The organism is Bacteroidales bacterium (assembly GCA_013314715.1).
In the GTDB taxonomy this organism is placed as follows: Bacteria; Bacteroidota; Bacteroidia; order Bacteroidales; family GWA2-32-17; genus Ch61.
On sequence record JABUFC010000030.1, the window covers coordinates 1 to 23205 of the forward strand.

The following is a 23205-nucleotide window of genomic DNA, read 5'->3' on the forward strand; positions in this document are numbered from 1 at the left end:
GCATCAATCCATGTGTTGTTGATAGATAAGCCCACATAAGCATAAGGTTCTGTAGTAACGGTTAAAGTAGGTGTTCCAACCGGTACAGAATTTAGATAAGAGGCCGATAAGGGTGTTGGTATGCCCATATATGGTAATAACGATGGGTCGCCCATTAAATGATACATTTCCCAATAATAAACATTGTTTGATCCCGATTGTTCTACGGCTAAATTGCCTCCATAATTGATTTGTGCAGCCGATACAAACCATTCGTTAGTTGGTTCTCCTTGAGAGTGGAATAAACGATCGTAAAAACCAAGTTTGGTTGCATCGTAGGTAGGATTTGCTGTTATAGATTTAACACCGGTTGAGTAATAGAAATCTTCGTTCCAATAAGAATAATCGGATGCTCCAATATAAGCAATTGCTCCTTTATTGGCAGCGCGAAGTATAGCTTCGCCAAAACACTCCGTTTCGTCAAATTTATTACTTTGACAACAGTTGCCTATCAAAAGCCCATATTTATGTGCATTGGTAAAGTTTGGAATATCGCTGGTAGAGACACTCGGATCAGACCATCCCGATGGGCCACAATGTGCAGTATAATTACCAAAGCCCACACCATCACTAATATTTTGCTTAATAGCAGGAGCAGCTTGAGAGCTATTAGAAGTAATGGGCGAGCCACTACCATATAAATAAGTATAGGGCGAAATACCATTACTCGTATTAGTATAATATTGATTAGCATAATTTATCTGACCATTGCCATAGGTAGGAGCATTGCTTGCATCAACACCGGCTATCATAACAGCATATTGTAAATACGAAGGGTCAGGCATTTGGTATTGTTCATATTCCAATATTTTATCTAAAATTGCTTGGAGCTGAGTTGTAGATGTTGCCGACATGCGTCCAATATACATATCGGGTATAATATCGTTGCTTCCGTTCATAGTGCCATAATAAGTATCGGTTGGATGTGATCCTGTTGTTCCAGAAAATGTTGGTACTTGAGTAATATCACCAACTAACAGCAAATAACTGGGAGCAGGATTTTGAGGCGTCCCATTGGTATATTGCGTAGTAATGTAATTTTTAATAGCTGTGGTTGTAGTACCAATAACATCGGTATAAGCAACCGTTACTTTATAACCCTGACGAGTTTTTAATTGAATAAAAGGTTGCAAGGTGGTTTCGAACATACGAGCACTAATAATTAAATACGAAATTGGATATTGGGTAATTTGATCTTTAAGCACATCAGACGAATAATTGATAACGGTATTTTTTAGTTGATTTTCGAAAACCGGAGAGAAATATTTTTTCTTAATCTTTTGTGTTTTAACATAATTTGCATTTTTAAAATGAATGCTAAATTGAATATTTTTAAAAATTTTAATCGTATTGGAAACAGGATTATACTGCACGGGCGAAATAACAAGGCGAGCTAACCGAGCCGAGCGTGCAATACCTGATTCTTGAACTTCAACCAAGGGTGTCGCTATAAAATCGTCGGTGCTATATGCTTCCATGTTTTTGATAAAAGCAACCGAATTCGGATCTTGGTCTTTACGCAACGATGGCTGCATAGGAATAATAGGGTTTATAAAACCTGATTCGTTCAGGTTAATAATCTCCTCGTCGAAACTTAAAATACTTACTTCTACCTGAGCATCCATGGGGATTTCGATTAGTTGCTTATACGAAGGCAATGCCGGAAAACCTATTTTACCGATAGGAATAAAATTTTCAGCTTCCAATTCGGTGTAGAGTTGACCTTTTTTAAGGTTTTCTTTAATTTTTATTTCGTTGATACTAAAAGAAAAATCAACCCCATCAAAGGCTTGTTGTTTAATGGTAAGTCCTTTTTTTTCGGCTAATTTTATAGTTTTTTCACTGATAGAAAAAGCCATATTCATTGCCAAAATAAACACAAAAAGTAAAAATCCGATTTTCATATAAATTATTTTAAAACGTTTTAGTAATGACGTAAAGATAAATATAATAGTTGCTTATTAATATGATAAAAAATTATTTTTTTAATATGGCTTCAATTTCATTTACTTTATGAGTTGGAATGTAATTATCGTATGTTAAACATACCATAGTACTTGTTTCTATAGCTGTTTTTATTATTTTTTGCCAATATACTTCATTTATATTTGAAATTGAGTCGGGTTTAATTCCTAAAAGTCTGATAGCATAAGCAATTCCAGCCATAAAAGCATCACCTGCTCCAACAGTACTAACTGGTTTTATTTTGTTTACTTTAAATTCGTATATTTTATTAGGTGTATATAATAGTACTGGCTTAGAAGCTCTTGTTAATATAAGATATTTTCCGCCTATTTGTTTAAAGATTTTGAAAATTTCATCAATATGATGAGTTTTCCATATAATTTCACAATCTTCGATAGAAGCTTTGGTAATATGTGAATATTTAATATTTTCCTCAATAAATGGAAGAACATCATTTAAAATATTCAAATGACTTTTTCTAAAATTTGGATCGTATAACACAAAAGCTCCTTGTTTATAACTATTTTTCAAAAAATCACTCACTAAATGTCGAATTAGTGGTTTAATAGCATAATAACTGCCAAATATAAGCATGTCGTTGGGTTTAAGTGTTGGAAATTTAAAATCTGGAATCACTTCGTGCTGCATTTTATAAAACAAATACTCGGCATCACTACAAGAATTCAAGAAAGCTAAAGCTAAACGAGAACGCCCTTGTTGATGCCAAAATATAGCACTATCGTCAATCTGATTTTCCTTTAAAAAATTGTGAATCAATTGACCTACTTTATCATTAACCATATCGGCAATTATTGATACAGGCATTCCTAAACGTGCAAGAGAAACCATCATATTTAAAACAGCACCACCTGGTCTTGCTTCTACTGGTTGATTTTCTTTAAAAAAAATATCGAAAACAATTTCGCCTAAACCATATATTTTATTATTCAAATCGTTCATGAAACATATTTATTTTAGCTTTTTTTGACTATCGTTTTCTAATTGTTTTATAAAAAATTTTGTAGGTTTGTATCAAAAATGCAAATGTACGACCTTTCTAACTTTAGAAAAAATTATTCCGGAAAAAGTTTAGAAATTAATACCATGCCTCCCCATCCTCTTGAATGGTTCAAATATTGGTTTAACGATGCCGTTCAGAACGAATGGGGTGAAGCCAATGCAATGATTGTTTCTACAACCGATAACGAAGGTAAACCACATAGTAGGGTTGTGTTATTAAAAGATTTTTCTGAAGAAGGCTTTGTGTTTTTTACTAATTACGAAAGCCAGAAAGGTAAACAAATAGATTTTAATAATACAGTTGCTTTACTTTTTTTCTGGCAAAAACTTCAACGCCAAGTAAGAATTGAAGGCATTACCCATAAAGTGAGTCCTCAACGATCGGATGAATATTTTTATTCACGACCATACGAAAGCCAAATTGCTGCTATGGTCTCAAAGCAAAGCCAAATACTTAAAAGTAAAACATTATTTATACAAGAATACGAAAAAAGTTTACGGGAGCATCAACCCATTCGCCCTTCACACTGGGGAGGATATATTGTTAAACCTTATTATTTTGAGTTTTGGCAAGGACAGCCCAACCGCTTACACGATCGAGTTTCGTACCGTTTAGAAAACAATAACTGGATTAAATATTTACTATATCCATAAATAATGAAAAAAAAAATTACTGTAATTGGCATCATGTCGGGAACATCTTTAGATGGTGTTGATGTAGCTGCCGTAAAATTTAATATTGATCAGTTAAATCAGTTTGAAATTTTAGGAACGAAAACTTATGCATATAACCAGTCGTGGAAAAAAAAATTAAGTGAAGCTCATCATTTATCTGCTTATGACTTTCTTAAATTACATAAAGAATACGGACACTATTTAGGCGAAATAGTCTTAACCTTTTTAGAAGAGTTTAAAATATCGCCCGATTATATTTCATCACATGGACATACCATTTTTCACGAACCCTCATCAAAGTTTAACTTTCAACTAGGCGATGGGGCTTTTATAGCTTCCACTACTCAAATTACAACGATTACTGATTTTCGTACACTCGATATTGCCTTTGGTGGACAAGGGGCACCTCTTGTGCCTATTGGCGACGAATGGTTATTTTCAGATTACGACTATTGCTTAAACATTGGAGGAATAGCCAATATTTCGTATAAATATAATCATCAACGTATTGCTTTCGATATATGCCCAGCCAATATAGTTCTAAATAAACTAGCTCAACAGGTTGGTTTTGATTTTGACAACCATGGAATGATAGCATCTAAAGGCAAAATAAACCATGATTTATTAAACATATTAAATAACTTAGATTTTTATTCTCTATCCTTCCCAAAGTCATTAGGAAGAGAATGGGTAGAACAAATTATTTTTCCAATATTATCCCAACAAAAATTATCAATAGATGATCAATTAGCTACATTTTCTGAGCATATAGCAATTCAAATAGCCAGTTATACACAAAGTAATGGTACGCTTCTGATTACAGGAGGTGGTGCTTATAATGACTATCTAATAAGCCGAATTAAATATCATTCATCATCAAAAGTAATAATCCCTACATCAGAGATTATTGAGTTTAAAGAGGCTATTATTTTTGCATTATTAGGATTGTTACGTGTTTTAGAAAAAGAAAACACACTTGCAAGTGTAACAGGTGCCACAACTAACTTATGCAGCGGTATTGTTTATCTATATCATTAATAAAAAAGCAGGCTTTGTTTTAAACCTGCTTTTCAAATTGTTTTTGGATTAACTATCGACGAATGATCATTTTATATTGATAAATTTGCGATCCCTGATAAATTTTAATGAAATAAATTCCTTCGCTTAAGTGACTCACATTTATTTTAATTTCACTTAAAGTTAATTCAGGCTGGTGTTTTGTAATTAAATTTCCTAAAATATCGTACATTTCAATTAAAGAATACTCATCCAACGATTCTAAAGGCAATTGAATGTTTAATATATCACTTACAGGATTAGGATATATTCTTATTTTTTCTGTAATTTCTTCATTTTCATTATCTTCATAAGTATCATCTTCTATAGTAAACGATTTAGCACAATTAGAAACATAGATGCCTGTTTTACGTTTTGTACAACCATTTACATCGGTTACAGTAACCTTATAATAACCTGTACAAAGATTGATGGCGGTTTGAGTTGTTTGTCCATTGCTCCATTTATAAGTATAAGGAGCATCGCCTCCGGTAACATTCGCAACAATTTTGCCTTGACAAGTTCCTGTTGGTGTACATGTTGGAGTGGCTGTAATGGTTATAGTTTTGGCTCCTACTGTTTTTGAAATTGATTTTTGAGCCCCACAAGCATCTTTAATAGTAACAGTATAAGTGGTGTTGGCACTTAAATTATAAATACTCGATGTAGTAGCACCTGTATTCCATTTATAAGTATAAGGAGGAGTGCCATTGGTTCCGGTTGCTACAGCCGAACCTGTTGGCACGCAAGGTGAAGATGCATAGGTGATAACCGTTCCACTCAAAGCTGCGGGTTGATTAATGGTAATAGATTTCACAACCGTATTGGCACAACCATCTTTTACCGTAACTTTATATATATTGCCACCCAATAAATTGATTGCTGTTTGAGTTGTTTGACCATCTGACCATTTATATGTATATGGTGTTGAACCACCTATGGGTATGGCTGTGGCTGTTCCATCATTTCCGCCACGACAAGTTGCAGGTGTAGATGAAACACTTGCATTGACTTTATTGGATTGAGTAATAGTTACCGAGGCTGTTGCTCTGGTACCACATTGATCGGTGATAGTTACGGTATATGTGCCAGCATAGAGATTTGAAATTGTTTGAGTTGTTTTTCCATTTGACCACTTATAGGTATAAGGGGGATTACCATTTATTGGATTTGCTGTAGCGGAACCACTTGATCCACCAAAACATGCATTATGTTGAACATTAATAATAGAAGCGGTTAGCAAGGGAACTTGTGGTAAAAACACGGTTTGTACCATAGAACAATTGTTACTACCCACAACAGTTACTGTATAATTTCCAACAGCTAAGTTGGACACTGTGGGAGTTGTTGCACCGGTACTCCATAAATAATTATAAGGTTCTGAACCATACGAAGGAGTTACAGTAATACTACCATCGCTTAATCCAATACACGTAACTTTTGTAATATCAAAATGTAAACTATCAAAACAACCATATCGAGTTAAAAAAGCATCTCTTTTAGTTGAATAATCGTTAATCAAATTATTTGAACCAATAGAAACGGTATCAGAATAAAATTCACCCAACCAAACATAATTTCGTGCCGTATTACTAAAATGAGCCGAATTTCCTATTTCGTTTAATTTACCTTTAGCATTAAGTACATTGAGTATATTACCATTTAAATCCATAATAGCTAAAAATGCTTCATTTTGAGCTTTGTAGTCTAATGCAAATGAGCCAATATTCATTGCCGAACCATAGGAACCAGTAAACATTACTTGCCCATTAGAATGTGTAATATTAATAACATTTTCGTCTTTAATGCTTCCAAATAATTTTACCCATTGCAACGAACCACTTCGGCTATATTTGGCTACAAATAAATCGTATGTTCCGTTGGTAGATGTATTGTAATAAACGTTCTTGGATGTATCGGTAAGCGTTGAATCGAACTTAATACGATAAGCAGCAAATTTTCCAGTTATATATTGATCGCCATTGATGTCTGAAGCATGCTTAATTACATATAAATCATTATTCGTAGTTAAAATTTTTCTTATCCATTGCATATTGCCATTGGCATCGGTTTTCATTATGAAACCATTTTTATAGTTCGAATTTATACTAAAAATCGGTTTTCCATCGTATTGAATATTGCCGTTTGCTTGTCCCGAAACAAAATACTCATTACCAATTAGTGTTACATTTCGTATATAATTAACGTCTGATGTTCCATAGAACATTTTAGACCATTGTGGATAACCATCGGCATTAAATTTTGCAATAAAACTTTGTTTTTGATATGGGTCATCGCTTGTCAATTCTAATGGAAATAAATCATCATAAAAGATAATGGATGATGTAAATTGTCCAACCATAATAATATTGCCATTATTATCGATATCAAAATATCCACCTATTTGATGTGTGGGACCATAAGCAATATTTTTAGCCCAAATTAAATTTCCATTTAAATCTATTTTAGCTAAATAAATATCATTGCCACCGTTGTTTAGCAAATTATTTTGTCCTAATAATGAAATGGTATTATTAAAAACACCCGTTAAATAAATAAAACTTCCATCTCTTGATAATTTTATTCCATAAGCACTCTCAGTTCCTGAACCAGCAATGGTTTTAAACCATTGCAATTGTCCCATTCCATTGAATTTTGCAATAAAAACATCTTGCAAAGCAACAGCTGTAACACTTACCGTGTCAATTTTAATTTCGCCATTGAAATTACCATAAACATAGTAATTTCCATTAGCATCTTGAATTACACCCCAAGGATTCACTTGTCCTGTCCCCTTAAATTGTTTTGTCCATATGTAATTCTGCGACGACAGGCTTAGGGTAAACATCCCTAAAAACACTGCCAATAATACGGTTTTCATATATTGTAATTTTAATGTTTGCATATTAAGTAATTTTACTTACTCGCTTTTACGCAAAAATATAATGAAAGTTGCGTAATATAACAGATTTTTTGACTAAATGCTTTTAGGTTTTGACATATTTGATATTTGAATAGATATAAGTAAATTAAGTAGCGAATTGCCTATTTAGTGGCTATGTTACTGTTTTACTGTTATTTATATCATTTTTATGAAGATAGATGTTTATTTTTTTGTTGTATAGACTTTAAAAGCTCTTCTGGGCTTTTTCCTAAATTTTCTAATAATACTTTAACATCTTTAGACAAAGGATGAGAGGGGTATTTTTGTATAAAAAGTTCGTAATAATAGCGAGCTTTTTCTAAATCTTTTAATTCTGTTTCATAAATATTGCCTTGTAAAAAAATGCAAATATCTAATTTGTTATAATCTGGGTATTTAGATTCAATTTTATGAAAAGCTTCAACCGCTTCGCGAAATTTACCTAAAGCATTCAAAATGTTGGCCATGCGAAAAATATATTCAGGTGTGTTGCTATCATTTGGAAATTTGTATGAATAAGAGGCATAATTTCTTATTATTTCGTAAGCAGCTGCAATGTTAATTTGTCCGGTTGTATCGTTTGAAATAATTTTTTCTAAACGAGCGATATTCGTTTCAATAGATTGTTTTTCTTTTTTTTGCTTTTCTTCGTTCGAAGTGCAAGAAGCTATTATCAATATTACTAAAATTAGATAAACTATTTTATTCATCAGTAATTATTTTTAATTTTTTAATTTAAAATCAGAAATTGTCTCGTCATTATAACTAAATGGCTATTTTATATTACTTCTTTTTTGGAAAAACTACTTTATACTTTGGTTTAATATTTCCATTTAAAATATTATTCAACTTTGAACGTAATAATTTTTTCCTTAAAAACGAAATTTTATCAATAAACAATATTCCTTCAATATGATCGTATTCGTGTTGAATAATGAGGGCTTGAACACCATCGTATTTTTCTTTGTGATAAACAAAGTTTTCATCAACATATTCAATAGTAATGATAGATTTTCGTGCAACATCTTCACGAATAAAAGGAACGCTTAAACATCCTTCGTTATAAAACCATTCTTCTCCTTCTTCTTTGGTAATTTTGGCATTTATAAAAACTTTTTTAAAGTCTTTAACTTCGGGGTACTCATCGTTCATAACCGTAGCATCGATAACAAAAAGACGAATAGAAAGTCCTATTTGTGGGGCAGCTAAACCAACTCCTTCGGATGCATACATAGTTTCGTACATATTAGCTATAAGTTCTTTTAAATTAGGATAATCGGGCGTGATTTCTTTAGCTACTTCGCGTAAAACGGGATTCCCATAAACATATATTGGTAATATCATAATGGATGATTTTTTATATAATTCATAAAATCTTGCAAAAGGATAGTAGCACTTATCATATCAAGTGTTTCTTTGTTTTGTCTGTCTGATTTTTTTGTACCACTATCTATCATTGTTTGTAAAGCTATTTTAGATGTAAAACGTTCATCATAGTATGTACATTGAATATGCGGATAACGTTCTTGTAACTTTTTAAAAAATGGTTTTATAAAACGCATGGATTCTGATGCAGAATTATTAAGTTGTTTTGCTTGTCCTACAACAATCACATCTACCTTTTCTTTGGCAAGATAATGATCTAAAAATGTAAATATATCTTTAGAATGAACAGTTGTTAAACCCGTTGCAATAATTTGCACAGGGTCAGTAACAGCAATACCAACCCTTTTTTGACCGTAATCGATGGCCATAATTCTACCCATGCGACAAAGTTAATGTAAATATAATGATTGGGCAATGATTCGATTATTTTGGTCGATACTTTAAATAATTTTAACCTTATATCTGATAATCAAGTTTTTCTATTTGAGGTAATTGTGTTTTAAGCTGGGATATTTTTTGTTTGATCTTTTGTTTAAATTGCTCATATTCTTTAGAATCTGGAAACATTGGACGATGATTTATAGCTGCTTGAATTTCTGAAACCTGATTCATAAGTTTACGAGTTTCTGCGTCGAAATAAGTTTCGCAAAAACGCTTCCAAACATGTTCAATCCCAATATCAGATGGATGTATCATATCATTAGCATAATATCTGTAATCGCGAAGTTCGTCCATAAAAATTTCGTAAGAAGGAAAATAAAAAGCATTAGGGTGTTTTTGTAAAAATTCTTTTAATGCAATATGAAGCGTTGCTTTACTTATTTGATTTTGATGTGCTCCATATTTCAAATACCGAACAGGACTAATAGTAAATACAATATGAGCTTGAGGATTTAAACGATATATATGAGCAGCTATTTTTTCTATGTATGTGCTTGCTTCGGATATGGATAACATTCTATGATTAAATTTTTGGGGATGCTGTTTATGACAATTGGCAACAATTTGTTTATTCTGTTTTAATTCGTAAACATAGGCCGTTCCAAAAGTGATAAAAAACCATTGAGTTTTATTTATATAATTAAAAACACGAACAATGGTTGTATTTATATTTTCTAATAAGCGTAATAAATTAGTATCAGCCCAATGACTATGAAAATAAAATGATTTATAAATATCTTGTTCTTGAAAAAAATCGCTGGCTTGAATTTCTTTTTTATTAACAATAATATTTAATGCTAATTCGATAGAAGCCGGATTGTATAATATTCCAAAAGGGTTATCATCTGTATGAAATAAATAATATTTTAACTTTTCGGCAAGGTGAGAAGTAAAACACGATCCCATCAGAAATAAACGATCGGTGTAGTTTATTTTATATGGTAATGGTTCAATATGTACGGGTGTGAAATACATTATTTAACTTTTTTAGCAAACTTAAGTGCAAGTTTTACAGCTTTTTCGGCATTCACAATACCGCCGGTGATAGACAATTTTTTAAAACTTATAATGCCTTTGTTCTCGGATTGAGTTGGAACATATACTTTATGTTTATATTTTACAACTGATTTTAAAATTATTTCTCTTATTTGTTCGGTGTTAAGTTCAGGGAAATAAGACATTAATAGGGCTGCAACTCCAGATACAACAGGACAGGCAGCGCTTGTACCATTAGACGATTGAAAACGATGTTGTGGGCGTGTAGAATAAATACGAACACCAGGGGCAAATAAGTCTACTGATTTTTGTCCGTAATTACTAAAACTTGCTGCTAAAGTTTCGTCGGGTTTAACATTCGAAGCGCCCACATCGAGCCAATAAGGTGTAATAAGTTTTCCTTTTTCGTCGTATGGAGTAGGGAAATGAAGTATTTCATCATTATTTTCGCTATTATTACCAGCTGCATGGATACAAAGTACCTGTTTTTGGGCAGCTATTGCAAGTGCTTTGTCTACCATATATTTTTCGGGCGAATAAGATTTACCAAAACTCATGTTTAAAATGCGTGCACCTTTACGAGCAGCATATTTAATAGCATTTGCAACATCTTTATCGCGTTCATCGCCCCCTGGAACTATTCGAAGAACCATAAATTTAATATTATCGGCGATTCCAACGGCATCGTTATTATTATTTCTATCGGCACCAATAATTCCAGCAACAAAAGTTCCATGGCCACACGATGGTCCCATAATATCGTTATTGCCATAAATGCTATCGTTTATGTTAAATGGATCGTCGCCTACTATTGACCTTATGTTGTAATTTGGATTTAATTCTGTATCTAATTTTTTCTTAACATTATTCAGTTCATCTATTAGCATTTTTTCATCGAAACCACCTTTATTTATCCGTTCGTACATTCTTGCATAATTACGAATGGTATCGTTGGTTGATTCTTTTAATTGTTTAATATCTTCTTGCGTAATGCTATCTTTATGCAAAATATTGTTTAGTGCTAATTTAACACGAATGGTTCGTTCATACAAAGATTGAAGCATTTCGTATTCTTTCTTTTTTTGATTTAAGCTTTTTTCGTAATCTATTTTTACTTTTTTAAACAATTGCCATTCTTGACTTTCTTGTATAGTGAACTTTGTGGTATCTATGTTCTGGTATTTTTTTAATAATCGAGCATATAAACGAGTTTTTTCAAGTGTCTCGCTATCAATGTTTTCTCCTTTAGCATTTCCTAGAAAATTCCAGCCATGTATATCATCAACAAAACCGTTTCCATCATCATCTTTGCCGTTATTAGGGATCTCGTCAGGGTTTGTCCATAAAAAAGGTTTTAAGTCTTCGTGTATAGTATCAACTCCGCTATCGAGAATAGCTACAATAACTGGTGTCGATTTACGATTATTTTTTTGTAACAATTGATATGCCATATCGAGACTAATACCAGCAAAGCCATCATCGTGTAAATCTTTTAAATGCCAATTACGTTGAGCCCATGATGGCATTAATAATGTTAAGCATAAACTTAAAACCAACCATTTCATTATATTTCTACTTTGGTTAATAATCCTTTTAATACCCAAAACCTAAAACGCAACAACATGATTCCTTTTGCAGGCTTTAAGCAGATAGTATAATAAACAAATAATGCAAAACTTACAGCCCATTTAATAATTTCAGAGATTATTTTAGAAAAAACTCCTTGTTTACTTTGTGTGATACGAATATGCTCGCTTCGCCCAACTCCTATAGCTTGTTTTTTTATAAAATCGACTTTAGTTCTAAAATCGGGAACTAGATGATAAATAACTGCCGTATGCAAATAATATACTTTTTCGTTGCCCTTGTATATTCGTTGAAACATATCTTTTTCTTCGCTTCCCATCATATTACGTCCTATACGCCCAAGATTAGGATTAAACAAGCCATATTTTTTAAATAATGAGCGATGAAAAATCATATTGGAACCACGAGGATAATAGTTTTTCTTAAAAAATTGACTCTTTTTATATGGTTTAAAATATCCAAACAAGGAACCTAAATAATTTGTATACCAATGAGGTGGTGGGCTTAAAAATTCTAGCAAAATAGGTCCCCCTAAAGCTTTAACATCGTGAGTCGTTTTTATAAAACGAATAAGTTCGGTGGTATAATTTTTGTCAACGTAGGCATCATCGTCCAAAAAAGCTAACCACTCAGCTGTTGACACTTCAATAGCCTTATTGCGAGCATGCGAAAGCCCTTGTTTTTCTTCGTTGGCATATACAATAGAAAGCTGTGGGTTTTCGGCTACAAATTTTTCTATTATCTGTGTAGTATTATCAGTAGAATTATTATTAATTATAACAATTTCAAAATCATTAGTATTATTTTGTAATGCTAATGCTTTTAGTGCTTGTGGTAAATATTCAGCTCTATTATAAGTACAAATAATATGGGCAATTAACGGCATATTACTATGGATTATATTCAGAATACTGAATTATTTTTTGAGCATCTTTTTCGGACATAATTTCTTGCAAAGAAACAGAAGAGTTTTTTTTCATATATTGTTTTACAATACGATAACCTAACCATACAGCAGCACGGGCAGGCGATTGACGAGGAAATGAAGTAGTAAATGGTCCATCGTTGGTATATCGTTTAATATCCATTAAGTCTGTGCTAAACAACATTTTTTTATCGATTAAATATTGCCACATACTGCGTTCACTATTTTCGCACCAAATCAATTGTTGGTTAGAGAAACCAAATTTTAAAGTATCATCCAATTCTGGTAAAAGTTTATCTAATAAAAATTGAATTTTACCTTCATAAACGATATGTGCAAGAACATTATCCTGCTCTGTTTCAAATGGGAATAAACCATATAAATAGTAACGTAAAGCATCAACTGGAATATATTCTTTATACATTTTTTTTCGTTGATATTGAGGTAATCCTAATCGGAGATAAAAATCGTAATTTTCGCCTAAATACTTATCTAAGCCAATACCAATAATACTATCAGTTGTAATAACAGATTGATTAAAGCCGCCGTGGTAATAATAAACTTTAGGTATAGGTTTATTAGGGAAATAATATGCAAGATACGAAATAGCTTGTTGTATTTGTGTTTCAATAGGCTTTAAATCGGCAAATTGAGTTTTAATTTCGTTATATACTTGTCTCATCCTAAAATCGGCAACAAATTGTTGTAATAATTGAGCACAACGTTGTTCTTCGGGATATCCAATATGAATAACATTCGAAGTAAATAATTCGAAAAAAGGACTGTAATTTTGAATAAAAGCTGGAATTGAATTGGGAATACTATCTATGGGAGTTTCGAACAAATCTTTGTAAAACAAATACGTTTTAATTTGAATGGGTTTAACCCTTGGAGGTTTTTCTTTGTCTTCCTCGCAAGCACTAAAAAACAAAACTATAAACAAAACCATTATCCATTTGTGGACCATCGAAACTAAGGTTTAAAATTTTTAATCGTTTGGCAAATATACGACAATTGTTCGTGGCTTAACTCGGTGTGCATAGGTAGAGATATAATATTTTGGGCAACATAGTTTGCATTTTTGAAATCGTAAATATTAAAATTAAAATGTGCATAAGCTTTTTGTAAGTGAATAGGCACAGGATAATATATCATGGTGGGAATTTTGTTTTCTTGTAAATAATCTTTAAATGGTTCACGAATTCCTTCTTTTAACAAAATGCTATACTGATGAAAAATATGATTGCTGTTAGTTACTCGTTTGGGGATTTGAAGCCACGATAAGCTTCCAAGTTCTTTATCATAAAATGCTGCTGCTTGTTGACGTTTAAGATGATATTGGTCTAATTTTTTAAGTTTTACCGATAAAATAGCAGCCTGAATAGAATCGAGTCGCGAATTAACTCCAATATGGTCGTGGTAATATCGTTTCGTCATTCCATGATTGGCAATCGATCGGATCATCATTGCTAAGTTGTCGTCTTGTGTATAAAGCGCACCTCCATCGCCAAAGCATCCTAAGTTTTTAGATGGGAAAAAAGATGTACATCCTATATGCCCAATAGTACCAGCTTTAGCTTTTTGTCCATTCGAAAAGTAATATTCGCATCCCAATGCCTGAGCCACATCTTCAATAACATAAAGATTATGTTGTTGTGCAATATTCATAATAGATTCCATATCGGCACATTGACCAAATAAGTGAACTGGGATAATTGCTTTTGTTTTGGGTGTTATTTTTGATTTTATTTGATTTACATCTATTAAAAACGTACGAGGGTCAATATCTATTAAAACAGGTTTAAGTCCAAGTAAGGCTATAACTTCTGCTGTAGCAATAAATGTAAAAGTAGTAGTAATAATTTCATCTCCTGGCTTTAAATTTAACGCCATAAGTGCAATTTGAAGTGCATCGGTACCATTTCCACACGAAATGACATTTTTAACCGATAAATAATGAGCTAATTGTTTTTCGAAATCGGTTACTTCGGTTCCTTTTACAAACGATGTTTTTTGAATAACCGAAAAAATAGCTTCATCAATTTCTTGTTTTATTTCGAGATATTGGTTGTATAAATCAACCATTTTAATTTCTTCCATAATCTATTTTTTTGCCATTATTTCTACCTGATATATTTCAGGCCAATATTTACCTGTTACAAACATACGCTTAGTAGCAAAATCGTATGCTATTCCATTTAATACATCTACTTGTCTTTTAACTTTATTTTTATTCAAAAGATTTTTAAAATTTATTTTCCCTTCTACTACTCCATTCTCTGGATTAATGATAACTATATCATCGGTTTGATAGACATTTGCATAAATTTTTCCGCCAATATTTTCGAGTTCGTTTAAATAAGTTACAGGTCCAATATGATTATATACTTCTATGCGTTTAACTTCTGTAAATGTTTCAGGATTTAAAAAATATAGTGTGTTAGAACCATCGCTCATGACTAATAAATCGTTATATTTCGTAATTCCCCACCCTTCTGTGTTAAATTCAAATGTTCTGATAAGTTTAAAAGATTCTAAATCGTATTCGTATGCAATATGCGACTGCCAAGTAAGCTGGTATATTTTATTTTTATAAATAACAATCCCCTCGCCAAAAACATTATTCGGTAAATTATAGCTTTGTAATAATTGTCCTGTTTCGAGTTTATAACGACGCAACATAGACTCGCCATATTGACCGCTTCCTTCGTACATAATACCATTGTAAAACTCTAACCCCTGAGTGTACGATTTATCGTCATGTGGAAAACTTTTTATAACTTTGTATGTATATTCTAAGGGTGGATGCGCTGCTTTTAAAACGACTTGTAGTTGAGCAAACTTCGATTCGTGTAAAGTTTTTAATTCTATTTGAATAGAGTTACGACCTAAAGAAAGACTATCGGTATTTAAAATAATATTTCCCCCATCAATATCAAACCTATAAAATGGTTTTTGATTTATAGAAATACTAATACTATCTTTATTTTGAAGGCTTAAATTATTAAATATTACTTTAATTTTATCGCCCAGTGAAAAGACTTTTCCGTTTTCAGGGCTATTCACTTGAATTGAATTAGCTACATTTACCAAATTTGTGTCGTTATTAACGGTTTTTTTTTCTGTATCTTTACTATTGCATGCAGCTAATATAATTAAAATTGCTATAAAAAATAGCTTTTGATTTATTTTATTTTCCATTCTGTTCCATTTTTAGTATCTTTAATTTCAATACCTATTTCGTTGAGCTTATTACGAATACGATCGGAGGTTTCAAAATCTTTTCGAAGTTTAGCTTGTTGACGCTCATCAAGTATAATTGTTATTACTTTTTCTAATAATTCGTTGTTCGATTGATGGGCTAATGGCTCTAGTCCTAAAATATTAAATATTATATCATTATATAATTTTTGAATAGCTTCGATATCATCTTTGCTTAAATGTTCGTTTTCTTGATAAGCCGAATTAATAATTTTTACTATTTCAAAAAATTGTGCTAAAACAATAGGAGTATTCAAATCATCATTAAGTGCATCGAAACATTTTTTTCGAATAACATCCATGTTAAATGAAGACGAGGATGCTGGTTTTATTTTGCTTAAAATAGTGTATGCTTCCATTAGTCGCAAAAATCCTTTTTCTGCAGCAATCAAAGCTTCGTTCGAAAAATCGAGTGTTCCTCTATAATGTGCTTGTAACACAAAGAAACGTATCACCATAGGATGAAAAGCCTGAGTAAGCAGTTTATTATTACCGGTAAATAATTCTTCGAGTGTGATAAAATTTCCAAGCGACTTACCCATTTTTTGACCATTGATAGTGATAAGATTATTGTGCATCCAATAACGAACCGAATCTTTGCCATTAAATGCAACACTTTGGGCTATTTCGCATTCGTGGTGTGGAAACATTAAATCCATGCCTCCTCCATGAATATCAAATTCTTCGCCTAAATATTTGGTACTCATAACGGAACACTCGAGATGCCAACCTGGGAAGCCTTCTCCCCAGGGCGACCGCCAACGCATAATATGCTCAGGTGCTGCTTTTTTCCACAATGCAAAATCGAACGGATGTCGCTTTTCATCTTGCCCATCTAATTCGCGTGTTGTAGCATATAAATCTTCTAATTTACGACCCGAAAGTTTACCATAATGAAATTTTTGAGCATATTTGTCAACATCAAAATATATTGACCCTTTCGATTCATAGGCATATCCCTTATCGATAATACGTTGTATCCATTCCTGTTGTTCAATAATATGACCCGAAGCATGGGGTTCTATATTAGGACGCAATACACCCATTTGATCCATAAAATAATGATATCGATTGGTATAATATTGAACCACTTCCATGGGTTCGAGTTGCTCGAGGCGTGCTTTTTTAGCTATTTTATCTTCACCGTTATCAGCATCATTTTCGAGATGCCCTACATCGGTTATGTTGCGTACATATCTTACTTTATAGCCTAAAAATTTTAGGTATCTAAACAATACATCAAAAACAACAGCCGGACGAGCATGACCTAAATGTGGATCCCCATAAACCGTTGGTCCACAAACATAAAGTCCAACATGGGGTGAATGAATAGGTATAAATTGTTCTTTTTTACGACTTAATGTATTATAAATAAACAAAGAATGCTCCATATTTAAAAAATTTTGTGCGAATTTACTAAATATTTGTGTAGTATTTTGTAAAGTAATGATTCAATATTTTTAAAATAAAGGTTTTATAATAAAAGCCTTCCTACATCATTTTTTAAGTAAAAAAGAAAGCTTTTTTATATTCTCTACTCATTCATCATTAAATATTTATACACTATCTTTGCAACATGCTAGATTTGAATTATGATATTATTGTGGTAGGAGCTGGTCATGCGGGTTCCGAAGCAGCCGCAGCAGCCGCTCATTTGGGAGCCAAAACGCTTCTGATTACTCACGACATGACTAAAATTGCACAAATGTCGTGCAACCCTGCTATGGGTGGCATAGCTAAAGGGCAAATATTACGCGAAATAGATGCTTTGGGTGGCGTATCTGGAATTATAACCGATTTAACTACCATTCAATATCGAATGCTCAACCGAAGTAAAGGACCAGCGATGTGGAGTCCACGCGTTCAATGCGACCGTGCACTCTTTTCGCTCGAATGGCGTAAATATTTAGAAAATACCGACAACCTTTCATTCTGGCAAGATGATGTCATAGAATTGCTTATCGAAAACAACAAAGTAAGAGGGGTAAAAACATCTATAGGTGTTGAATTTAAAGCACAAGCAGTTGTTTTAACAAATGGCACTTTTTTAAATGGTTTAATTTACATCGGTAATTTTAAAACCCAAGGAGGGCGTATTTCCGAGCCTGCTTCGTATAGATTGACAGCCCAACTCAGCCAATTGGGTTTTTCGGTTGGAAGAATGAAAACCGGTACTCCTGCCCGCCTCGATGGTAGAACCATCGATTTCTCAAAACTCATAGAACAACCCGGTGATGAAATTCAAGATAAATTCAGCTTTTTACCACATATAAAAACCACCCTTCCCCAACGCAGTTGTTATATTACATATACCAATAAACAAGCTCATGCCATACTAGAAAGTGCCTTTGATGTTGCACCCTTGTTTAATGGCACTATTCAAAGTATTGGTCCTCGTTACTGTCCTAGTATTGAAACAAAATTAGTAACTTTTAAAGATAAAGATAGTCATCATTTATTTATTGAGCCCGAAGGTGTAAATACACACGAATATTATGTCAATGGTTTTTCGAGTAGTTTACCATGGAATGTTCAATACGAAGCATTACGAAAAATCCCCGGATTAGAACAAGTAAAGTTATTTAGACCGGGTTATGCTATTGAATACGATTATTTCGACCCTACTCAATTATTCCCTAGTTTAGAGACAAAACTCATCGATTCACTTTTTTTTGCCGGACAAATCAATGGAACTACCGGTTACGAAGAAGCCGCTGCACAAGGATTAATGGCAGGCATCAACGCTGTACAAAAAATAAAAAATGCCGAACCTATTGTTTTAAAACGCGATGAAGCTTATATCGGTGTTCTTATTGACGATTTAGTAACCAAAGGCGTAGATGAACCCTACAGAATGTTTACTTCACGAGCAGAATATCGCATACTTCTGCGCCAAGACAATGCCGACCAACGCTTAACTCCCTTAGGTTATCGTTTAGGCTTAGCTAACAAAGAACGATACGATTTGCTTCAAACAAAAAAGCTATTTACCGAACAATTAGTTGAATTCATTAAAGACTATTCTGTTGAACCCGAACAAGTAAATGCATTATTGGAGCAAAATCAATCAGCACCACTTAAACAAAAAGTCAAACTTCGCGATGTGCTTAGCCGTCCTCAAGTTAACATCAACGCCCTTTTAGCTTTGATTAAACCTATGAATAACTTGGTAAATGCTATGCCCGAAGAAATACGCTTTCACGTACTTGAGCAAGCCGAAATTGCTATCAAATATGCCGGTTATATTGAACGCGAACAAATGATGGCAGATAAAATTAATAAATTTGAAAATTTGAAGATACCAGAACACTTTGATTACCATAAACTTAATTCACTTTCAACGGAGGCAAGAGAAAAACTATCTAAGATAAAACCCTCGTCTATTGGGCAAGCCTCAAGAATACCCGGAGTATCTCCTTCGGACATTCATATTTTATTAGTATATTTGGGTAGATAAAAAAATGTTTCACGTGAAACAAAAAATTTTTAAGACTTATGAATATTATTAAAGGAAATATAGTAGATGTAATAAACAAACGAATTTTCAAAGGCGAAGTTCACTTTACCGATAAAATTGAGAAAATCGTTGAAAAAGAAGTTGATGATGAACAATATATTTTACCCGGCTTAGTCAATGCACACGTTCACATCGAAAGTTCAATGCTATCACCTTTAGCATTTTCAAAATATGCCATTAAACATGGAACAGTGGCTGTTGTAACCGACCCGCATGAAATAGCAAATGTATGTGGCGAAGCTGGACTTCAATATATGATTGATAATTCGAAGTACAGTCCGTTGAAAATATATTTCGGGGTTCCATCGTGTGTACCTGCAACTTCTTTTGAAACATCTGGAGCAGTATTAGATAGCACGGCAGTTGAAAAATTATTAGCCAGCGATGATTATATTATGCTTAGCGAAATGATGAACTTTCCGGGTGTTGCTTTCGACGATCCTGATGTTTGGACTAAAATAAATGCAGCCCAAAAATACAATAAACCCATCGATGGACATGCTCCACAATTAAGTGGCGAAAGTTTAAAAAAATATGTTGTCGATGCAGGCATATCGACCGACCATGAATGTTCAACGCTCGAAGAAGCCATAGAAAAAATAAACCTTGGTATGAAAATTCAAATTCGTGAAGGAAGTGCTGCCAAAAATTTTAACACACTTCGTCATTTAATTGATTCTCATCCCGACAAAATCATGTTCTGTACAGACGATTCGCATCCAGACGATTTACTAGAAGGACATATAAACACTATCGTTAAACAAGCTTGGCATTTAAATTATAACTACTTTAATGTTCTACGTGCAGCAACATTAAACCCTATTCAACATTATAACCTAAATGTTGGATTACTTCGTGTAGGCGATTATGCTGATTTTATTGTATCAGATTCAAAATATTTAAAAAATATAAAAGAAGTATATATTAATGGCAAAAATGCTTTGAAAGCTAATTTTTCAAATAATGAACTAAAAAATATAAATCAATGGAATCCTACAATTTTAAAAGAAGATGATTTAAAAATTTTTAAAACCGAATCGAAAATTAATGTAATTGGTTGTATTGATGGAGAACTTTTAACAAAACAATTATCGTACAGGTATAACGATATATTTAATATTGATGGAAGTTTAAAATATGGTTTTGATAAAATTGTCGTTATAAATCGTTATTCAGAAGCAAAACCGGTTGTGGGAATTATTAAAAATGTAAATTTACAACAAGGAGCTTTTGGAGGTACTATTGCTCATGATAGCCACAATATTATAATTTGCGGACACAACGACCACGATATTTTAAATATATTCAATATTTTAAATGAACATAAAGGCGGAATAGCAACTTCATTAAATGGCAATTATTTTATTTTGCCGTTACCTATTGGAGGCTTAATGACAACAGAGGATGCTTTAATTGTAGCATCAAAATATAATCAATTACAATCTTTTACAAAAGAAATTTTAGGATCTACATTAAAAGCTCCATTTATGACACTTTCTTTTATGGCATTATTAGTAATTCCTGAATTGAAAATTGGCGATAAAGGCATGTTTAATATTAATAAATTACAATACGTTCCATTATTTGAATAAAATTGTTTCACGTGAAACAATTAGACAATATAAAAAAACAATTAGAACACATACCACACCAACCTGGTGTTTATAAATATTTGGATCAAAATAATACTATACTTTACGTTGGTAAGGCTAAAGATTTAAAGAAAAGAGTAAGTTCTTACTGGAAAAACATAGAACAAGCATCGGGAAAAATAAAAGTTTTAATTTCTAAAACTGTTAAAATTGAATATATAATTACAAACAGCGAAGCAGATGCTTTACTTTTAGAAAATAATTTAATTAAAACATTGCATCCGCGTTATAATATTTTGCTAAAAGACGATAAAACATATCCGTGGATTAAAGTAACGAATGAAGAATTTCCACAAATATTTAAAACAAGATTATATACTAACGATGGTTCGCAATATTTTGGACCGTATCCATCCGTAACATTAATGTATTTGCTACTGGATTTAATTAAAAAATTGTTTTCTATTCGCTCTTGTAAACTTCCATTGACTGAAGATAGTATTAGTAAAAATAAATTTAAAGAATGCCTAGAATTTCATATTGGTAATTGTTTAGCACCATGTGTAGGTAAACAAACGAAACAAGATTATAACGATAAAATTCAATTAGCATTAAAAATACTTAAGGGAGATTTAAAACCCGTTCGCGATTTTTTATATGATAAAATGAAAGAATCGGCTGATAAACTTTTATTTGAACAAGCTGCATTTTTTAAAAATAAATTAGACTTATTAGATCAATACCAATCAAAATCTATTATTGTTAATCCAAAACTTCATGATATTGATGTATTTAGTTTCGATCAAAAAAATAATCTTTATTTTATCAATTTTATAAAAATTATGCACGGCTCGGTCGTACAATCGCATAATTTGACACTTTCGCCACAATTAAACGAAAGTAAAGAAGAAATACTTTGGCAGGGAATTTTGCACATACGAGAATTATTTAATTCTAATTCAAACGAAATAGTTGTACCGTTTAATTTAAATCTAAATATTAAAAATATTATTTTTACTGTTCCTAAAGCTGGCGATAAATTAAAACTATTACAACTTTCGTTTTCAAATTTAACTTTCTTTATTCATCAATATACATTAAATAAACTTAAGGCAAATTATGGTAATGTAAATGTTCGTTTATTGAACCAAGTTAAAAACGATTTGAAATTGCAAAATATTCCGGTTCGTATGGAATGTTTTGATAATTCTCACCATCAAGGTGATGAATTAGTAGCATCGTGCGTTGTATTTATAAATGGTAAACCTGCTAAAAGCGAATATCGTCATTTTAAAATTAAAACTGTTGATATACCCGACGATTTTGCTTCTATGCGAGAAGTGATTTTCAGAAGATATAAACGACTTTTGGAAGAAAATAAACCACTACCTCATTTAATTGTTATCGATGGCGGAAAAGGACAATTATCTGCTGCATTAGAGTCTTTAAAAATATTAAATATAACAGAAAAAATTGAAATTATATCTATTGCAAAAAAATTGGAAGAAATTTATAAACCTAACGATAGTTTACCATTGTATATCGACAAGCGCTCAGAAACGTTAAAGTTAATTCAACGAATACGTAATGAAGCACATCGATTTGCAATATCGTTCCATCGTCAATTAAAATTGAACCATAGCTTTTCTTCAATATTAGACGAAATAAGTGGAATAGGAAATACAACGAAAACCAAACTTTTGAAACAATATACGTCTATTGATAAAATAGCTGAAGCTTCTAAAGAAGAACTTGTAAGTTTAATTGGTACTAAAAGAGCAAATATTGTATGGAATTTTTTTCATAAAGAATGATGAATAAT

General features: G+C 32.2%; 18 protein-coding genes. 5 read left to right on the top strand and 13 right to left on the bottom strand.

Annotated elements, in window-relative coordinates:
- Positions 1 to 1943: Gingipain R (locus tag HPY79_08150; GenBank protein NSW45769.1), on the bottom strand; the 1943-nt coding region annotated here is incomplete at its 3' end.
- Between the two features lie 73 nt (positions 1944 to 2016).
- Complete coding sequence (locus HPY79_08155; GenBank protein ID NSW45770.1) at positions 2017 to 2964, bottom strand: fructokinase; 948 nt, start codon at positions 2962 to 2964, stop codon at positions 2017 to 2019.
- Between the two features lie 84 nt (positions 2965 to 3048).
- On the opposite strand from HPY79_08155, the gene pdxH reads away from it, so the two are divergent.
- Positions 3049 to 3678, top strand: coding sequence for a pyridoxamine 5'-phosphate oxidase (gene pdxH / locus HPY79_08160; GenBank protein NSW45771.1), 630 nt, complete (start codon positions 3049 to 3051; stop codon positions 3676 to 3678).
- Positions 3679 to 3681: 3 nt separating this feature from the next.
- Positions 3682 to 4737: an anhydro-N-acetylmuramic acid kinase gene (locus HPY79_08165; GenBank protein ID NSW45772.1), complete on the top strand. Its 1056-nt coding sequence runs from the start codon at positions 3682 to 3684 to the stop codon at positions 4735 to 4737.
- Positions 4738 to 4789: 52 nt separating this feature from the next.
- Here HPY79_08165 and HPY79_08170 read toward each other — a convergent pair whose 3' ends face one another.
- The 11 genes from HPY79_08170 to HPY79_08220 all read right to left on the bottom strand — a co-directional run bounded on the left by HPY79_08170 (position 4790) and on the right by HPY79_08220 (position 17665).
- On the bottom strand, positions 4790 to 7636 hold the full coding sequence (locus HPY79_08170) for a T9SS type A sorting domain-containing protein (GenBank protein ID NSW45773.1): 2847 nt from the start codon (positions 7634 to 7636) through the stop codon (positions 4790 to 4792).
- A gap of 209 nt (positions 7637 to 7845) precedes the next feature.
- A complete protein-coding gene (locus tag HPY79_08175) occupies positions 7846 to 8388 on the bottom strand; it encodes a tetratricopeptide repeat protein (protein ID NSW45774.1) in 543 nt (180 codons plus the stop codon).
- A 73-nt stretch (positions 8389 to 8461) separates the two neighbouring features.
- Complete coding sequence (locus HPY79_08180; GenBank protein NSW45775.1) at positions 8462 to 9022, bottom strand: peptide deformylase; 561 nt, start codon at positions 9020 to 9022, stop codon at positions 8462 to 8464.
- Positions 9019 to 9444, bottom strand: coding sequence for a Holliday junction resolvase RuvX (gene ruvX, locus HPY79_08185; GenBank protein NSW45776.1), 426 nt, complete (start codon positions 9442 to 9444; stop codon positions 9019 to 9021). Before ruvX ends, HPY79_08180 begins: the two co-directional genes overlap by 4 nt.
- A gap of 76 nt (positions 9445 to 9520) precedes the next feature.
- Entirely contained in the window at positions 9521 to 10480 is a 960-nt protein-coding gene (locus HPY79_08190; protein ID NSW45777.1) for a GSCFA domain-containing protein, read from the bottom strand.
- The gene (locus tag HPY79_08195) at positions 10480 to 12066 is read right to left on the bottom strand and encodes a S8 family serine peptidase (GenBank protein ID NSW45778.1); all 1587 of its coding nucleotides are present in this window, start codon (positions 12064 to 12066) and stop codon (positions 10480 to 10482) included. The genes HPY79_08190 and HPY79_08195 overlap by 1 nt, the downstream gene beginning before the upstream one ends.
- Positions 12066 to 12974 carry a glycosyltransferase family 2 protein gene (locus HPY79_08200; GenBank protein ID NSW45779.1) on the bottom strand — a complete coding sequence of 303 codons (909 nt, stop codon included), beginning with the start codon at positions 12972 to 12974 and terminating at the stop codon, positions 12066 to 12068. Before HPY79_08200 ends, HPY79_08195 begins: the two co-directional genes overlap by 1 nt.
- 4 nt (positions 12975 to 12978) lie before the next feature.
- Positions 12979 to 13980 carry a hypothetical protein gene (locus HPY79_08205; GenBank protein NSW45780.1) on the bottom strand — a complete coding sequence of 334 codons (1002 nt, stop codon included), beginning with the start codon at positions 13978 to 13980 and terminating at the stop codon, positions 12979 to 12981.
- A gap of 5 nt (positions 13981 to 13985) precedes the next feature.
- On the bottom strand, positions 13986 to 15113 hold the full coding sequence (locus HPY79_08210) for a DegT/DnrJ/EryC1/StrS family aminotransferase (protein NSW45781.1): 1128 nt from the start codon (positions 15111 to 15113) through the stop codon (positions 13986 to 13988).
- 3 nt (positions 15114 to 15116) lie between these two features.
- On the bottom strand, positions 15117 to 16214 hold the full coding sequence (locus tag HPY79_08215; GenBank protein ID NSW45782.1) for a glutaminyl-peptide cyclotransferase: 1098 nt from the start codon (positions 16212 to 16214) through the stop codon (positions 15117 to 15119).
- Positions 16199 to 17665, bottom strand: a complete 1467-nt coding sequence (locus HPY79_08220) for a cysteine--tRNA ligase (GenBank protein ID NSW45783.1) — start codon at positions 17663 to 17665, stop codon at positions 16199 to 16201. The genes HPY79_08215 and HPY79_08220 overlap by 16 nt, the downstream gene beginning before the upstream one ends.
- 185 nt (positions 17666 to 17850) lie before the next feature.
- Here HPY79_08220 and mnmG point away from each other — a divergent pair, with 185 nt between their 5' ends.
- The 3 genes from mnmG to HPY79_08235 are packed head-to-tail and all read left to right on the top strand — an operon-like array spanning position 17851 to position 23197.
- Positions 17851 to 19731, top strand: coding sequence for a tRNA uridine-5-carboxymethylaminomethyl(34) synthesis enzyme MnmG (gene mnmG / locus HPY79_08225; protein NSW45784.1), 1881 nt, complete (start codon positions 17851 to 17853; stop codon positions 19729 to 19731).
- A 38-nt stretch (positions 19732 to 19769) separates the two neighbouring features.
- Positions 19770 to 21383, top strand: a complete 1614-nt coding sequence (gene ade, locus HPY79_08230; protein ID NSW45785.1) for an adenine deaminase — start codon at positions 19770 to 19772, stop codon at positions 21381 to 21383.
- 11 nt (positions 21384 to 21394) lie between these two features.
- Complete coding sequence (locus HPY79_08235) at positions 21395 to 23197, top strand: excinuclease ABC subunit C (protein ID NSW45786.1); 1803 nt, start codon at positions 21395 to 21397, stop codon at positions 23195 to 23197.
- Positions 23198 to 23205: the final 8 nt, after the last annotated feature.

Coding starts and splice junctions, on each gene's coding strand:
- HPY79_08190 (NSW45777.1), bottom strand. CDS start 10,480: ATGTATTTCACACCCGTACATATTGAACCATTACCATATAAAATAAAC.
- mnmG (NSW45784.1), top strand. CDS start 17,851: ATGCTAGATTTGAATTATGATATTATTGTGGTAGGAGCTGGTCATGCG.
- HPY79_08180 (NSW45775.1), bottom strand. CDS start 9,022: ATGATATTACCAATATATGTTTATGGGAATCCCGTTTTACGCGAAGTA.
- HPY79_08205 (NSW45780.1), bottom strand. CDS start 13,980: ATGGTCCACAAATGGATAATGGTTTTGTTTATAGTTTTGTTTTTTAGT.
- HPY79_08165 (NSW45772.1), top strand. CDS start 3,682: ATGAAAAAAAAAATTACTGTAATTGGCATCATGTCGGGAACATCTTTA.
- HPY79_08200 (NSW45779.1), bottom strand. CDS start 12,974: ATGCCGTTAATTGCCCATATTATTTGTACTTATAATAGAGCTGAATAT.
- HPY79_08210 (NSW45781.1), bottom strand. CDS start 15,113: ATGGAAGAAATTAAAATGGTTGATTTATACAACCAATATCTCGAAATA.
- HPY79_08155 (NSW45770.1), bottom strand. CDS start 2,964: ATGAACGATTTGAATAATAAAATATATGGTTTAGGCGAAATTGTTTTC.
- HPY79_08170 (NSW45773.1), bottom strand. CDS start 7,636: ATGAAAACCGTATTATTGGCAGTGTTTTTAGGGATGTTTACCCTAAGC.
- ade (NSW45785.1), top strand. CDS start 19,770: ATGAATATTATTAAAGGAAATATAGTAGATGTAATAAACAAACGAATT.
- pdxH (NSW45771.1), top strand. CDS start 3,049: ATGTACGACCTTTCTAACTTTAGAAAAAATTATTCCGGAAAAAGTTTA.
- HPY79_08220 (NSW45783.1), bottom strand. CDS start 17,665: ATGGAGCATTCTTTGTTTATTTATAATACATTAAGTCGTAAAAAAGAA.
- HPY79_08215 (NSW45782.1), bottom strand. CDS start 16,214: ATGGAAAATAAAATAAATCAAAAGCTATTTTTTATAGCAATTTTAATT.
- ruvX (NSW45776.1), bottom strand. CDS start 9,444: ATGGGTAGAATTATGGCCATCGATTACGGTCAAAAAAGGGTTGGTATT.
- HPY79_08175 (NSW45774.1), bottom strand. CDS start 8,388: ATGAATAAAATAGTTTATCTAATTTTAGTAATATTGATAATAGCTTCT.
- HPY79_08195 (NSW45778.1), bottom strand. CDS start 12,066: ATGAAATGGTTGGTTTTAAGTTTATGCTTAACATTATTAATGCCATCA.